Below are 14714 nucleotides of genomic sequence, written 5' to 3'. Positions count from 1 at the left end.
ACGTCCATAAAACGGGGTGACGGCAATGGTAAGGAAAGCAGTCTGGTTTCCCACGGATGAAATGAAGAAAAAAATGAGAATGTTCCAACTGATGGAGAAAAACGGCATCACGGACTACGATGAATTTTACCAGCGATCCGTAAGAAATACGCCCTGGTTTTGGGAGGAAGTCATTCGGGATCTGGAGCTGGAATGGTTTCATCCCTACCGCCAAGTGCTGGATTCCTCTGACGGGGTTCCTTGGTCCCGCTGGTTTGTCGACGGTAAACTCAATATTTCCCATAACTGTGTGGACCGCTTTGCCAAAGCCTCTTCCTCCCGGAACCGGTTAGCAGTCGTCTGGGAAGGGGATGATGGAGAGGTTCGCAAATGGACGTACCGCGAACTTCAGAATGCGGTCAACCGTTTTGCGAGAGGACTGACCCGGTTGGGTGTGCAATACGGGGATCGGATTGCTATCTATCTGCCCATGGTCGTGGAAAACGTGATCGCTATGCTGGCGGCGGCCCGGATCGGAGCGGTTTTCACTCCCTGTTTCTCGGGATACGGTGCGGAGGCTGTCGCCGCCAGGCTACGGGACTGTCGAGCCAAAGTTCTGGTGACCGCCGACGGATTTTTACGCCGGGGAAAAGCGATCAAAATGAAGGAAGAAGCGGATCGAGCGGCAGATCTGTCCCCCAGTGTGGAAAAAGTGGTTGTCGTTCGACGTTTGGGGCGGGATATACCGGAAAACGGAGAGCGGGATGTCGACTGGGATCAATTGATGACGGAATCGAAAGCGCTTCCACCGGTGCATGCCGACGCTGATGATCCCTTTATGATTATTTATACTTCAGGGACGACGGGGCGCCCTAAAGGGACTGTCCACATTCATGCCGGATTTCCGGTGAAAGCCGCTTTTGACGCCGGTTACGGAATGGATTTGAGGGTCGGTGACACCCTGTTTTGGATGACGGATATGGGTTGGATGATGGGCCCCTGGATGGTATTCGGGACGCTGTTGTCCGGCAGTACCATGGTTTTGTTTGAGGGAACACCGGATTACCCGGAACCGGACCGCCTGTGGCAGGTGGTTGCCGATCACGGAGTGACTCACCTGGGAATTTCCCCGACGGTGGTTCGGGCGCTGATGAAGCATGGAGAGGAATGGGTCAACCGTCACGATCTTACCTCCCTTCGGGTTTTCGGATCGACAGGAGAACCGTGGAATCCGGAGCCTTGGCAGTGGCTGTTTGAAACAGTGGGAAAAAAGCGTGTTCCCATTTGGAATTATTCAGGGGGGACGGAGATTTCCGGCGGTATTCTATCTAGTAACTTGATGGAACCAATCGCTCCCTGTTCCTTCAATGGGCCGATGCCGGGAATGGATGCGGACATCGTCGATGAAAAGGGGAACTCCGTCCGCGGTGAAGTAGGGGAACTGGTGATGCGGCAACCCTGGGTGGGAATGACCCGCGGCTTCTGGGGAGACCCGGAGCGGTATGAGAACACTTATTGGAGCCGGTGGCCCAATTGCTGGGTGCATGGAGACTGGGTGGAAACAGATGAAGAAGGGTATTGGTACATTACGGGCCGATCCGATGATACACTGAAGATTGCCGGAAAAAGGCTGGGTCCGGCAGAAGTGGAGTCCGTCCTTGTGGATCATCCCGAGGTTGCAGAAGCGGCGACGATCGGGGTGCCGGATTCGGATAAAGGGGAAGCGGCGGTTTGTTTTGTCGTTCTCAATCCAAAGGCCCGGGAGAGTGAAGACTTGCGTTTGGAGCTGATCGGCTCCGTTGCCAAGAATCTGGGGAAGGCTCTCAGACCGAAAGCGGTTTACTTTGTGAAAGAGTTGCCCAAGACGCGAAACGGGAAGATTTTGCGCCGCGCGATCAAGGCGGCTTACACCGGCCGGGATGCCGGAGATCTATCCTCCCTGGAAAATCCGGAAGCGGTGAAAGTTGTTCAACGTTCAGCAGTGAAATGACGGCACGGGTCGTGTTACAATAACGAGAGGGTTTGCATATAGAAAGAGCCCGTTTCGGAGAGCGGGCTCTTTTCGAAAATCGGTCGTTTTCTGAATCGTTTCGGGGTTCCGGTTTTCGTCGAGTTGAAGCATGTCGATTAGTCGTTTTCATTATCGATCGCCGTGTTGCGGCGGTTCGGTTCTCTTTCCAACCGGGTGACGGAGGTGAAATCTCCGCGGCGGATTTCTTCGGCTGTGGCATCGGCCTTTATGGCTTCATCGTCCATTCCCGGAGCGACTTGCGGACTTTTTTCTTTTTTTCGGTGGTCGGGGGCTTCCCCCATGCTGAAAACCTCCTTAGGTAGGATCCATATGCTTGATCGGGGATCTTTTTTCTTTATCTTTCCTGTTCTTATACTCCTTTATGTACGTTCGATCGCTGGACCCTACGTTGACTTTACATAGGAATCAGCCCCAAACGGACAAAAAAACGGGCAAAGGTTCGAATATATAAAGTAGGGAGAGGTGTCGGCATTGCACGTTCCGGGGGACGGTGATCGATACCGAAAAAAACGCGAATTGGAAGAGCGCGTACTGAAAGCCCAGACTGATTCATCATCCGAGTATCGAGAAGAACTGCTGGGCGAACACCAGACATACATCAAGAAAATCGCCTCCCGAATCTGCAAGCGCCCTGTTACGAACCAGGATGATGAGTTTTCGATCGCGCTGTCGGGGTTTAATGAAGCGATCAGCCGTTACGAACCAGATCAGCCCTCTTCATTTCTCACGTTCGCCTATATGGTTGTACAGCGACGTCTGGCCGACTATTACCGGCGGGAGCAAAAACATCAAAACCAGTTGCCGTTGGTTCCTCCCGGATCCAAGGAGAATGAGTCCCATTATCCGGAAGTGATTGCCCAATCCTTCGCCCGGTATCGGGAGAGGGAGCTGGCGGAAATGCGGCGCAGCGAACTGGCTCAATTCGCTGAGGCGTTAAACCGGTACAAAATCCGCATTAGGGACTTAGTCCACGTCTCTCCCAAACATCGGGACACGCGGGAGGATATGTTGAAGATCGCTTGCAGAATCGCCGCTGAGAAAGATTTGAGGGAACAGTTTTTTCGAGGAAAAAGAATCAAGAAGGAGTTTGCGGAGCGAGTAGGGTGTCACCGTCGAACGCTGAAGCGCCACCGGACGTATTTGATCGCTCTCGTCTTGGTAATTGTTGAGGATTTGCCCTTAATGCGGGAATACCTCGACTTACCCATCGACATGAAGGGGGGTGGTAATTGTGCGGAAGGGGATTGTCATGGAAGTCGGTCGGCGGCATTGGGTAGTCATGACACCGGACGGTGAGTTCCTGAAGGTATCGCGTCGGAGAGGCGATGTACAACCCGGGGATGAAATTCGTTTTTCTCCGGAACAAAATCCGGTCTACCGGAGTCGGCGCACCTGGATGGCGGGAGGGTTAGCGGCGGCGGTGATCGCTTTCTTTCTGATGCTTCCGTTACTCGGTCCGTCACAAGCCCAGGCGGAAACCTATGTTTACCTCGATCTCAACCCGAGTTTGGAGTTGGGGTTGAACGAGAAAAACGAAGTGATCCAGGTCCGGCCTCTGAACCAATCGGGCAAGCAGTTGCTTACCGGAATGGATTGGGAAGGGGACCAAGTCGATCAGTTCGTGGTGGAGGTTCTGTCCCGGGCCCAAAGCACCGGGGTCGTTCAGCCGAAGGAGCGGGTTCTCGTCTCCCGGGTATCTTCCAACAACCCGCCGGTGAAGCCGACCGATGATACATTGCACCACATCAAGCAGACGTTGGAAGAGGACCCTGAGCTCCATCGGACCGACTTGGACGTTTCCACCCTTTCACTGCCCGGCTCGGTCAAGACGAGAGCGGAAGAAAAGGGGATTTCTCCAGCGAAATACGCCGTTTGGCTGTTGGGGAAACGGGAAGGAAAGACGATCCAGCCGGAAGAGTTGTCCCGGTTGTCCATCAACGATTTGATGGCCCGTATCGATATTTCCCCGGTCCTGCGCAATCCACCGTCGGACGGGGAGTGGGAAGAGTGGATCGCGGAATTGGAAGATGAAGACCAAAAAGAAGAAAAGGAAGAAAAAGAGTCAGCCGACGAAGAACAGGAACCCGGTGATCCTTCCAAAGAGGATCCCGACAATGAAAATAAAGAAGAGAATTCGAAGGAAGAGGAGCAGGAAGAATCCGATTCTTCTTCACCGCCTGATCAGGAAGAAGGATCCTCCGGTAACGGCGATGATTCCGACGATTCATCTTCCAAACCGGAGGAACCCGAAGAGGAACCACAACCGCCCGAGGAGGATCCTGAAAAGGATCCTTCCGATTCCGACGATTCAAAGGACGAGCAGCAGGACGGCACCCGTGATCCCGACGATGGCGAAGACCGGGATCAACAGAGCGATGTCGAAAACGAACAGTAAGGCTTCCAAACACCGTTACCTTTGTCGAACCTCCTCTCCTCGTAATGTGTGAGCCGACATCTCCCGAAATGACGAGTATCGGGGGAACAGCGATGAAAGGTATCGGGATTGTACGTAAAGTGGATCATCTTGGACGTATTGTTTTGCCGAAGGAACTCCGGGACACGATGAATATCAACCCTCATGACGGAGTGGAGATATTTGTGAACGGAGATAACATCGTTCTTCAGAAATATAACCCTTCCTGCGTCTTTTGTGATTCCAAGGACAAGCTGTTCTATTTTAAAGGAAAAATCATCTGTGAAGGGTGTCTGGAAGAGACCCGAACCCACGTATCCTAGCGATCGACCCGTGAGGAGGCTGTTGATAAAGGGAGTAGGGAGGAACCGGTTTTTCGCCCGTTGTCTTTAACCGGATTCAGAAGCGGGGGACAACCGGTTCCGATCCTACAGCCCGTTAAATGATTAACAGCCGAGAGCCCTTACGGGGCTTTTTCTTTTAGTCTGCTTTATCCCTGTAAAGCGCATCACTGACAAACGATCACCCCTTTTGTTAAAATAGTCACGGAATCCCAATCGGCTCATTCTTTATAAAAATGAGAAATGTAAGCGCTTTAGGATGGGGATGCCTTGTTGATGAAAGGAGACAACGATGGACACGAAACACCTCATCATTTCCCAAAAAGAAGGAGTGGGACGCGTTCAGCTTCACCGTCCCCGGGTGCTCAATGCGCTCAACAAAGAGCTGGTGGCGGAATTGGCGGATGTGTTGGACAAGATGGATCGGGACGACGAGGTGCGGGTTGCCCTGATTACCGGGGGACCCAAATGTTTTGCCGCCGGGGCCGATATCGATGAGATGGCGGAATCGAGCGCTGTGGAGATGTTGCTGGAAGACCAATTTGCTCAGTGGGATCGGATCCGCCGCTTTTCCAAGCCCTTAATCGCCGCAGTCAGCGGACCGGCCCTCGGCGGGGGATGCGAGTTGGCCATGGTATGCGATATGATTCTGGCTTCGGAAAAGGCCCGCTTCGGTCAACCGGAGGTGAACCTGGGGGTCATGCCCGGTGCGGGGGGGACGCAGCGGCTTTCCCGGGCGGTGGGTAAGGCGCGGGCGATGGAAATGGTACTGACGGGTCGGTCGATGACAGCGAGGGAAGCTTTGAATGCTGGATTGATCAATCGGGTGGTGCCGGTGGAGTTGTTGGAGGAGGAGGCGATGAAGCTGGCCCGGGAAGTGGCTTCCAAACCGCCTGTCGCGGTCCGGCTGGCCAAACGCTCGGTACTCAAGTCTTTTGATACAACGGTGGAGGAAGGGCTTGACTATGAGCAGAAGCTCTTCTATTTCCTGTTCGCCACCGAGGATCAACGGGAAGGGATGAAAGCTTTTCAGGAGAAGCGCAAGCCTCGTTTTCGCGGGAAATAAATCCAATATTCCAAGGAGGAAACATCATGGCAAATACGGTTGTTTATTCGAAGGAATCCGGTGTGGGGGTCGTTACTCTCAACCGCCCCCAGGTTTATAACGCCTTTGATCAAGTGATGAATCGCGAACTGCTGACCATTCTCCGGGAAGCCGGAAAAGATGAGGCGGTCCGGGCCGTCGTGATCACCGGTGCCGGGAAAGCCTTTTGTTCGGGACAGGATCTCAATGACCGCGATCCCAATATCGACCGGATGGCACTGGGTGACAGCGTTCGTGAACGTTATAATCCGGTGGTTCAAGCGATCACTGAAATGGAGAAGCCGGTGATCGCTTCGGTCAACGGGGTGGCTGCGGGAGCTGGTTGCAGCCTGGCTCTGGCATGCGATTTGCGGATTATCTCCGACCGGGCCAAATTTGTGGAAGCTTTTGTTCGGATCGGACTGGTTCCGGACAGCGGATCCAGCTATTTTTTACCCCGGCTTGTCGGGTTCGGACGGGCGATGGATCTGGCGCTGAGCGGCCGGGATATTGAAGCGGAGGAGGCAGTTCAAATCGGTTTGGCCAACCGGCTCGTCGCTCACGACCGTTTGGAGGAAGAAACGAGGAATTGGGCGCAACAGCTGGCTCAGGGTCCGACAAAAACTATGGGATTGATCAAACGTTCCCTTTATCAAGCGGTGGATTCCCGGTTGGCCGATGCGCTGGAATATGAAGCTCAGATGCAGGAGATCGCCGGCAAGACTGCGGATTTTCGGGAGGGAGTCCAGGCTTTTGTGGAAAAACGGTTCCCCCGGTTTTCTGGAAAATAAGTGAACCGAAGGGGTCCTTATGCGAACTCCCGTCTCTCTTCGGGCATATAGTAAGGGATGGATGGGCGAATGTACGGCAAAATCATTCGAAATCTCTTATGAATGGGAATGATGGCGTTGAAAGTACTGAACAGCGATCATCCGACAAAGGAAAAACCTTCCCGGGAGGAGGTTCCCGCCCGGGAAGGCACCGCGAATCTGATGGACGATGTGTTCGAACAGATGGAAGAGGACGGTCACGAACAGGTTATTTTCTTTCGACATCGGGGTTCCGGGTTGAAATCGATTATCGCGATTCACGATACCACGATGGGGCCGGCTCTCGGCGGTTGCCGGATGGTACCCTACGCCACGACGGGGGAAGCTTTACGGGATGTGCTTCGCTTATCCAGAGGGATGACGTACAAGTGCGGGCTGTCTGATGTCGATTTCGGCGGGGGAAAAGCGGTGATCATCGGGGATCCGCTGACGGACAAGAGCCCCGAGCTGTTTCGTGCCTTCGGACGCTTTATCGGCGGTTTGAACGGACGGTTCTACACCGGAACCGATATGGGTACCATGCCGGAGGACTTCGTTCATGCCGCCAGGGAATCCCGTTGCTTTGTCGGACTCCCTGTCACTCACGGTGGCAGCGGGGATACATCGATTCCCACTGCATACGGGGTCATACAGGGATTTCGGGCGACGGCACAGCACTTATGGGGGACGACGGACCTGTCGGGCCTGACTTTCGCGATCCAGGGCGTGGGCAAAGTGGGAGCGAGGCTGGTCGCTCAACTGGTGGAGGAAGGAGCCCGTTTGATTATCGCCGATGTCAATACCGATCGGGTTCGGGAATTAAAAGAGGAGTATGGTGATTCCGTGGAAACCGCTGATGTGAAGACGGTTCACCGTTATCCCTGCGACATTTTTGCTCCCTGTGCCATCGGCGGGGTGATCAACGATGCGACCATCGATGAGCTGACCTGTTCGGCGGTGGTGGGTTCCGCCAATAACCAGCTGGCCCGGGAGCGTCATGGTGATGCGCTTCATGAACGGGGGATTTTATATGCACCGGATTATCTGGTGAACGCTGGTGGGCTGATCCAGGTGGCTGATGAGCTGAATGGATATCACAAGGATCGGGTGATGGAGAAAACCCGGGCCATCTACGAGATGCTGCTCAAAATCTATCAACTTTCCAGAGAGGAAGACCTCCCCGTCTGTCGGGCCGCTGACCGGCTTGTACTGGAACGGCTGCGCCAGGTGGCGGATCTGAAACGAATTTTGCTCGGTTTTAAACCGCACAGATGAGGTGAAGGGATGGTCGACTTGAAGCAGATGGAGCGAGTAGGTATCCAACTGGTTCGGCCGGACGGGCATTTGACGGAGACAGGCAGGGATGTTTGGGAGAGGATGCCCGAGGATCGGAAGCGGGCTTTTTATCAGTGGATGGTCCAGGTGCGTCTGTTTGACCGAAGGTCCGTCACATTGCAGCGCCAGGGAAGGATCGGCACCTATGCCCCGATGGAGGGCCAAGAGGCGGCTCAGGTGGGAAGCGCTCTGGCTTTGGGAAAAGAGGATTGGATTTTTCCCAGTTATCGCGAACATGGAGTGGCTATGGTGGCCGGAATGCCGCTTGACCGAATCCTGCTTTACTGGATGGGAAGAGTGGAGGGAAATAGAGCCCCGGAAGGGGTTCGGGTCCTTCCTCCTTATGTTCCCATCGCCACTCAGATTCCTCAGGCGATGGGGGCAGCATGGGCGGCCAAGATGAAAAGGGAACCCTCTGTAGCGGTGGCCTATTTCGGCGACGGGGCCACCTCGGAGGGGGATTTTCATGAGGCCTGTAATTTTGCAGGGGTATTTAGGCTGCCCGTTGTTTTTTTCTGTCAGAACAATCACTATGCGATCAGTGTTCCCTTTTCCCGCCAATCCGCTGTGCCGACTGTGGCGGAACGGGCGTCCGCCTATGCGATCCGGGGAATCCAAGTGGACGGTAACGATGTGCTGGCGGTTTACACGGCGATGGAAGAGGCAGTACGCCGAGGTAAAAACGGGGAGGGCGCCACTTTGATTGAGGCGGTCACTTATCGCAGGGGTGCCCACACCACCGCCGATGATGCCACCCGTTACCGGGAAGATTCCGAAGTACGGGAATGGACCGAAGAAAAAGATCCGATCGCCCGCTATGAACGCCTGTTGATGGAAGAAGGGCTTCTCACCCCAGACCGGGCCCGAAAATGGGAACAGCGGTGCCGGGAGACCGTGGAGGCTGCGGTGAAGGAAGCGGAAGCGGCACCCGCCCCCCCACCGTCACACTTGTTCGCCCATGTTTACAAGGATTTGCCGCCGGAATTGGTTCGGCAACGGAGGCAGTTGACGGGAGGGGATGAAACCCATGCCTGAGATGACGCTGGTCCAGGCGATCAATGAAGGGATCCGCTTCTCCCTGGAATTGGATCCGTCTGTTGTCGTCCTGGGGGAGGACGTCGGAAAAAACGGCGGGGTTTTTCGCACAACGGAAGGGTTGTGGGATACCTTCGGGGATGAACGGGTGATCGATACCCCTCTGGCCGAAGCGGGGATCATCGGCGCTTCCATCGGTATGGCGGTGAACGGTCTTCGGCCCATCGCCGAAATCCAGTTCATGGGTTTCATCTACCCCGGTTTCGAGCAAATCGTCACCCATGCCGCCCGGTTGAGGACGCGAACCCAGGGACAATATCCCGCTTCTCTCGTGGTGCGGGTCCCTTACGGCGGGGGAATCCGGGCACCGGAGCTCCATTCCGACTCAACGGAATCTCTGTTCGTACATATTCCCGGTCTGAAGGTGGTCGTTCCCTCCACCCCTTATGATGCGAAGGGATTGCTGTTAGCGGCGGTTCGAGATCCGGATCCGGTGATCTATCTGGAACCGATGAAGATCTACCGGGCTTTTCGGGGAGAAGTACCGGACCGGGAGTATGAGGTCCCGTTGGGCTGTGCCCGGCAGGTTCGTGAAGGAGAAGATGTCACCCTGATCGCCTGGGGAGCGATGGTTCCCTTGGCGGAACAGGCGGCCCGGATATTGGCGAAGAAGGGGATTTCCTGTGATTTGATCGATCTACGCAGCTTGTACCCCCTGGATGAAAAGACGATCATCGGATCGGTGAAAAAGACCGGGCGGGCGGTCATCGTTCATGAGGCGCCGAAAACCGCCGGTTTAGGTGCGGAGTTGACGGCACTGATCGATGAGCATGCCTTTTTGTGGTTGGAAGCTCCGGTGACCCGTGTGACCGGATTTGATGTACCGGTTCCGATGTTTGCCTTGGAGGATGATTTCCGTCCCAATTTGTGCCGTATCGAAGAGGCCGTGGATCAGGTGATCAATTTTTGAGGAGGGAAGCCCGTGAGTGTTGCGTTTCAACTGCCGGATGTCGGGGAAGGCGTCGCCGAGGCGGAGGTGGTCCGATGGTTGATTGACGAAGGGGAACGGGTGGAACAGGACCAGCCGGTTGTCGAGGTGCAGACGGATAAGGCGGTGGTGGAGCTTCCCTCTCCGGCGGCGGGCCGTGTCGATGAGATCCGGTGGCGCGAGGGAGAGACGGTTACTGTGGGGGAGGTGCTCCTGGTCATCGGCGAGACAGGGGCCCCGGAAGCGAAGAACGGGGCACCCCCCTCTCCCCCACCCTCTGCTGTTTCCGGGGGAGAGGGGAGCCTAACGGCGACAGGAGCCGCCGGCGGTACCGGTACGATCGCCGCGGCTCCTGCTGAGAAGGGATCAAAAGCGCCTTTCTCTGACATGGAGGGAAAGCGGCGACGGGTGTTGGCGACCCCTTCCACCCGCCGCCTGGCCCGGGAACGGGGGGTGGATATCCGCCGGATTAAGGGAACCGGGCCGCGGGGCCGGGTGATGAAAGAGGATGTACGCCGTTTCGCAGAAGGAGAACCGACTGCCGGTGAAGGAGTCCGTTCCGGAGTTTCTTCCCGCGTCATATCGACGCAAGGTGTCGATCCTGAAGAGTACGTGGAGGAACCCCTGTCCAAAACCCGCCGGGTGATCGCCGATCGTCTTCTCTTTTCCGTCACCCGCAAGCCCCATGCCACTCATTTCGATGAGTTGGACGCCGAAGGGCTGGTGGACTGGCGCAGACGGATGAACCAGGGGACGGAAAAAAGGTTTAAGATCGGATATCTTCCAGTCTTGCTTAAGGTTGTCGCTGTGGCGCTGGAGCGTCATCCCCTTTTCAATGCCCGTTTCGATGAGGAGAAAGGCGTTCTCCGGCGTTTTTCTTCCGTTCACTTAGGTGTGGCCGCCGATACGCCCCGTGGATTGGTGGTGCCGGTGATCCGGGAAGTGGAGCGGAAAACGGTCCCCCAGATCGCCGAAGAGGTGAATCGGCTGACAAAGGCGGCCCGGGAAGGAAGCCTCGCCCCTGAGGAAATGAAGGGGAGCACGTTTACGGTCAGTAACGCCGGCTCCCTCGGCGGCCGGTGGGCCACCCCGATCATTAATCCGCCGGAGGTGGCGATTCTGGCCGTCCATCCCGTGGAACAGCGGGCGGTGGTGCAAGAGGGCCGGCTGGTTCCGGGTTGGCGGATGAATGTTTCCCTCTCTTTCGACCATCGGGTGATCGATGGAGCCGATGCGATCCGTTTCACCCAAACTATGGGCACCTACACGGCGGAAATGGGAAGATTGTTGTTGGAAATGGCTTAGTGCCCCATCTGGTAACCAAGTTGGGAAGGTGGCAGGCCGGCGTAGATCCTTTGCGTTTTTTGCAAGAGATCGGAGACGGCCTACCAGCCCGACCACCCCCGGCATGGGATAAAACAGATCAAAGTTGCTTGAAGGGGCACTTAGTACGTGTTCAAAAAGCCCGGCGCGATTCAGCCGGGCTTTTCTATTTCTTCCCATACGTATATCTCGATTCGCTTACCCCATTTTTGAATGATCCGATCTTTTGGAGTCAATGGCTTTGCATTGCTTTGGCGGACCGAGTGACCACCTTACGGGGCAGAAAGCGGGAGAACCGTTGGATCCATCGGTATTTCCGCCCCGGGACGACGACGGATTTTCCCCGCATCATTTGCCGGTAGCCGCAGGAGGCGACAGATTCAACGTCCATCGGTTTTTGAAAGGATTTGGCGTTTTCCATCAAGGCTCTTTTTGCAAACCCGGTTCGAGTGGGTCCCGGACACAGAGCGGTGACAGTGATGCCGGTCCCTTCCAGCTCGCTGGCCAGAGCTTCCGAAAAGGAAAGGACGTACGCTTTACTGGCGGAGTAGACGGCCATCAGGGGCCCGGGCTGGAAAGAGACGATGGAGCCCAGGTTGAGAATTTTCCCTTCTCCCTTTTCCAATAAGTCCGGTAGAATCAGCTTGGTCAGGTGGGTGAGGGAGACGATATTGAGTTGCAGCATGTCCAATTCATCTCGCAGATCGGTCTCGGCGAATTTACCGAGCAAGCCAAACCCTGCGTTATTGACCAGAAAATCGATGGATCGTTCCTTATCCCGCACCTTTTCCACAATAGCTTCCGGTGAGCGGGGATCGGATAAATCCATGGCGATGATATGCACGGATACCGGGAAGTGGTCCTCCAGTTCGGCGGCCATGGCATTCAGCTGATCGCGGCTGCGGGCGACCAAAACCAGGTTGTGTCCATCCCGGGCGAAGTGATAGGATAGCGCATGCCCGATGCCACCGGAAGCCCCGGTGATCAAGGCGGTTTTGCGACGGGCGTGATCCGGCAACAAAGACTCCCCCTTTCTGTGGTTAGAGATCGAAATGGATTTCTTCGTTCTTGCTCTTTATGGGAATGATCAAGAGTGGTCCCCAAGTCAACAAGGCAAAAGAGAAATCCTTTTTGCTGAAAAATGTGTTCATAGTGGAATACCTCGCGATCATCTCCACTGAAATGCAGTTCTCATTCCATCTTTGAGGTATAACTCGTTGAACGAATGTTTATTGGTAATTTGAATATACCAGAAAAATCCCTTTATGGAGAAGGAAGAATTGACAAAATGGCGACGGACCATTCATAATTATTGTATAATTTCGTGCAGGGCGATTCTTCGGTGTAGGAGGGGGATGAAACCGTGGCACAGATTGAAAAGCCGACGGAAAAGGGAGCCGGTGTGCAGGAAAAGCCGGAAACGGCGGGGAAACATTTGATCTCCTTTGCCGGGATGATCGTTCTGACGGTGATTGCCTTCGCTCTGGTGGGCACCGGTGCCGTTTCAAACGGAGTGGTCATTCCGGTGATTTTGTTGTTGGCGGCGATTCAAGTGGTGATCCAACTGTTTACTTTTATGCACCTGGATCAAAAGGGAAGCTTTTTCCCTATTCTGTTTATGGGTGGCGGTTTCATCGTCGCCGCCACTGCGATTATCGCCATGCTGTTCTGGGTTTGATCTTCTTTCCGTTCGGTATTGAAAAAGTTCGGTATAGAAAAGCGATGGCCCGCTTTCAGACGGACCATCGCTAATTTGTGTGGAGAAATTCCCGGTTTTTTAACCGGATGCCATCAGAAGCTTTCCGTTACCGTTTTCGGTTCCATGAAATTCAGCAGGTAATCCGGTCCGCCGGCTTTAGCGTCGGTGCCGGACATTTTGAATCCGCCGAAGGGTTGACGGCCGACGATGGAACCGGTGCAACCCCGGTTAAAGTACAGGTTTCCGACGTGGAAGTCCTGCCGGGCCCGATCCAGGTGCTGGCGGTTCTTGGAGATAATCGCACCGGTCAGCCCGTAATCCGTGTTATTGGCGATTTCCAGCAGTTCATCGAAATCTTTGGCCTTGGCGAAGGCGACCACCGGTCCGAAGATTTCCTCCTGCATGATCTTCGCTTCCGGGTCCAGATCGGAGAAGATGGTCGGCTGAATAAAGAAGCCCTTGGAATCATCGTCCTCCCCGCCGACTACCAACTTCCCTTCCTTTTTCCCGATTTCGATGTATTCCTTGATTTTGTTGAACTGACCCTCATCAATCACCGGACCCATGAAGGTTCGATGATCGGACGGATTGTCCACAATCAGCTCTTTCGTCAACTGTACCGACTTCTGGAGAACTTCGTCATACACATCCTGATGGACGATGGCCCGGGAACAGGCGGAGCATTTCTGCCCGGAATAGCCGAAGGCGGATTTGACGATCGACTCTGCGGCCAGATCCAAGTCGGCATCTTTGTCCACGATAATCGTATCCTTGCCGCCCATCTCGGCGACTACTTTCTTCAACCAGACTTGCCCTTTTTGCACTTTGGCCGCCCGTTCGTAGATCCGGGTCCCCACTTCCCGGGAGCCGGTGAAGCTGACAAAGCGAAGTTTGGGGTGATCGACGATATAATCGCCGATTTCGGAGCCGCTGCCCGGAATGAAGTTGATCACACCGGGGGGAAGGCCCGCTTCCTCCATCACTTCCACGAATTTGGCCGCGACGACCGGGGTGTTGCTGGCGGGCTTCAGCAGGACGGTGTTGCCTGTGACAACAGCGGAGACCGTCGTTCCGCACATGATGGCAAAGGGGAAGTTCCACGGGGGAACGACAAAGCCGACCCCGATTGGTTGGTAGAAGTATTCATTATTTTCGTCGATCGGGGACAGGACCGGCTTTCCTTCGTCCAATTCCAGCATCTGACGGCCGTAGTATTCCATGAAGTCGATAGCTTCCGAGGTGTCGGCATCGGCTTCCAACCAGCTCTTACCCGCCTCGTAAACCATCGTGGCTGAGAATTCGTGTCTGCGACGCCGGGTGATGGCGGCCGCCTTAAACAGGATTTCCGCCCGCAGTTTCGCCGGCCATTTCCACCACGTTTCAAAGGTGTCGAGGGCGGTCTTCATCGCTTTGTCGGCATGGTCGCGGGTGGCCATGGACACGGTGCCGATCACTTGTTTTTTGTCGGAGGGGTTGATCGAAGTGATCGTTTGGTCGGTATGGATCCGCTCACCGTTGATGATTAGGTCATAATGCTTGCCGAAATTCTTTTCAACCTTGCGTTTTCCCTCTTCGAAGGCTTTCCGGTTTTCTTCGTTGGAAAAGTCCGTCCACTCGTCATGATGGTAGGGAATCATGAAAACACCTCCTCAAAATATGAAAACGCTCTACTTATC

The 14714-nt window shown here is 55.0% G+C and carries 14 protein-coding genes; 11 read left to right on the top strand and 3 right to left on the bottom strand.

The genetic code is table 11. The features are described from left to right. The first annotated feature begins 25 nt into the window (after nucleotides 1–25). Nucleotides 26–1969 (top strand): acetate--CoA ligase, encoded by a 1944-nt coding sequence (locus tag CHM34_RS10765; RefSeq protein WP_094264619.1) that lies wholly within the window; start codon nucleotides 26–28, stop codon nucleotides 1967–1969. Between the two features lie 137 nt (nucleotides 1970–2106). On the opposite strand, the gene CHM34_RS10760 is transcribed toward CHM34_RS10765, so the two are convergent. Next, complete coding sequence (locus CHM34_RS10760) at nucleotides 2107–2292, bottom strand: hypothetical protein (RefSeq protein WP_094264618.1); 186 nt, start codon at nucleotides 2290–2292, stop codon at nucleotides 2107–2109. A gap of 190 nt (nucleotides 2293–2482) precedes the next feature. On the opposite strand from CHM34_RS10760, the gene sigI reads away from it, so the two are divergent. The 9 genes from sigI (at nucleotide 2483) to CHM34_RS10715 (ending at nucleotide 11321) form a co-directional block, all read left to right on the top strand. Beyond that, the gene (sigI, locus tag CHM34_RS10755) at nucleotides 2483–3307 is read left to right on the top strand and encodes an RNA polymerase sigma-I factor (RefSeq protein WP_169713697.1); all 825 of its coding nucleotides are present in this window, start codon (nucleotides 2483–2485) and stop codon (nucleotides 3305–3307) included. Then, entirely contained in the window at nucleotides 3243–4406 is a 1164-nt protein-coding gene (locus CHM34_RS10750) for an anti-sigma factor domain-containing protein (RefSeq protein WP_141201688.1), read from the top strand. The genes sigI and CHM34_RS10750 overlap by 65 nt, the downstream gene beginning before the upstream one ends. Nucleotides 4407–4498: 92 nt before the next feature. Then, nucleotides 4499–4747, top strand: a complete 249-nt coding sequence (locus tag CHM34_RS10745; RefSeq protein WP_094264615.1) for an AbrB/MazE/SpoVT family DNA-binding domain-containing protein — start codon at nucleotides 4499–4501, stop codon at nucleotides 4745–4747. Between the two features lie 310 nt (nucleotides 4748–5057). After that, entirely contained in the window at nucleotides 5058–5831 is a 774-nt protein-coding gene (locus CHM34_RS10740) for an enoyl-CoA hydratase-related protein (RefSeq protein WP_094264614.1), read from the top strand. Between the two features lie 26 nt (nucleotides 5832–5857). Beyond that, complete coding sequence (locus CHM34_RS10735) at nucleotides 5858–6640, top strand: enoyl-CoA hydratase-related protein (RefSeq protein WP_094264613.1); 783 nt, start codon at nucleotides 5858–5860, stop codon at nucleotides 6638–6640. A 111-nt stretch (nucleotides 6641–6751) separates the two neighbouring features. Then, on the top strand, nucleotides 6752–7933 hold the full coding sequence (locus tag CHM34_RS10730) for a Leu/Phe/Val dehydrogenase (RefSeq protein ID WP_094264612.1): 1182 nt from the start codon (nucleotides 6752–6754) through the stop codon (nucleotides 7931–7933). A gap of 9 nt (nucleotides 7934–7942) precedes the next feature. Then, nucleotides 7943–9028: a pyruvate dehydrogenase (acetyl-transferring) E1 component subunit alpha gene (pdhA, locus tag CHM34_RS10725; protein WP_094264611.1), complete on the top strand. Its 1086-nt coding sequence runs from the start codon at nucleotides 7943–7945 to the stop codon at nucleotides 9026–9028. Continuing rightward, nucleotides 9021–9998: an alpha-ketoacid dehydrogenase subunit beta gene (locus CHM34_RS10720; protein WP_094264610.1), complete on the top strand. Its 978-nt coding sequence runs from the start codon at nucleotides 9021–9023 to the stop codon at nucleotides 9996–9998. Before pdhA ends, CHM34_RS10720 begins: the two co-directional genes overlap by 8 nt. Nucleotides 9999–10010: 12 nt before the next feature. Further along, a complete protein-coding gene (locus CHM34_RS10715) occupies nucleotides 10011–11321 on the top strand; it encodes a dihydrolipoamide acetyltransferase family protein (protein ID WP_094264609.1) in 1311 nt (436 codons plus the stop codon). A gap of 250 nt (nucleotides 11322–11571) precedes the next feature. On the opposite strand, the gene CHM34_RS10710 is transcribed toward CHM34_RS10715, so the two are convergent. Then, nucleotides 11572–12357, bottom strand: coding sequence for an SDR family NAD(P)-dependent oxidoreductase (locus CHM34_RS10710; RefSeq protein WP_094264608.1), 786 nt, complete (start codon nucleotides 12355–12357; stop codon nucleotides 11572–11574). 345 nt (nucleotides 12358–12702) lie between these two features. Between CHM34_RS10710 and CHM34_RS10705 the strand changes: the two genes are divergently transcribed. Beyond that, a complete protein-coding gene (locus CHM34_RS10705; protein ID WP_094264607.1) occupies nucleotides 12703–13017 on the top strand; it encodes a cytochrome C oxidase subunit IV family protein in 315 nt (104 codons plus the stop codon). A 113-nt stretch (nucleotides 13018–13130) separates the two neighbouring features. Here the strand turns inward: CHM34_RS10705 and pruA are convergent, their stop codons facing one another. Then, on the bottom strand, nucleotides 13131–14675 hold the full coding sequence (pruA, locus tag CHM34_RS10700; RefSeq protein ID WP_094264606.1) for an L-glutamate gamma-semialdehyde dehydrogenase: 1545 nt from the start codon (nucleotides 14673–14675) through the stop codon (nucleotides 13131–13133). Nucleotides 14676–14714: the final 39 nt, after the last annotated feature.

The organism is Paludifilum halophilum (assembly GCF_002245355.1).
In the GTDB taxonomy this organism is placed as follows: domain Bacteria; phylum Bacillota; class Bacilli; order Thermoactinomycetales; family DSM-45169; genus Paludifilum; species Paludifilum halophilum.
The sequence above is the reverse complement of the archived record's forward strand: the minus strand, read 5'-3'. Positions and strand labels throughout refer to the sequence as shown.

Excerpts from the sequence above, each read along its gene's own strand:
- CHM34_RS10765 (WP_094264619.1), top strand. The coding sequence starts at position 26 with ATGGTAAGGAAAGCAGTCTGGTTTCCCACGGATGAAATGAAGAAAAAA.
- CHM34_RS10760 (WP_094264618.1), bottom strand. The coding sequence starts at position 2,292 with ATGGGGGAAGCCCCCGACCACCGAAAAAAAGAAAAAAGTCCGCAAGTC.
- CHM34_RS10745 (WP_094264615.1), top strand. The coding sequence starts at position 4,499 with ATGAAAGGTATCGGGATTGTACGTAAAGTGGATCATCTTGGACGTATT.
- CHM34_RS10740 (WP_094264614.1), top strand. The coding sequence starts at position 5,058 with ATGGACACGAAACACCTCATCATTTCCCAAAAAGAAGGAGTGGGACGC.
- CHM34_RS10735 (WP_094264613.1), top strand. The coding sequence starts at position 5,858 with ATGGCAAATACGGTTGTTTATTCGAAGGAATCCGGTGTGGGGGTCGTT.
- CHM34_RS10730 (WP_094264612.1), top strand. The coding sequence starts at position 6,752 with ATGGCGTTGAAAGTACTGAACAGCGATCATCCGACAAAGGAAAAACCT.
- pdhA (WP_094264611.1), top strand. The coding sequence starts at position 7,943 with ATGGTCGACTTGAAGCAGATGGAGCGAGTAGGTATCCAACTGGTTCGG.
- CHM34_RS10720 (WP_094264610.1), top strand. The coding sequence starts at position 9,021 with ATGCCTGAGATGACGCTGGTCCAGGCGATCAATGAAGGGATCCGCTTC.
- pruA (WP_094264606.1), bottom strand. The coding sequence starts at position 14,675 with ATGATTCCCTACCATCATGACGAGTGGACGGACTTTTCCAACGAAGAA.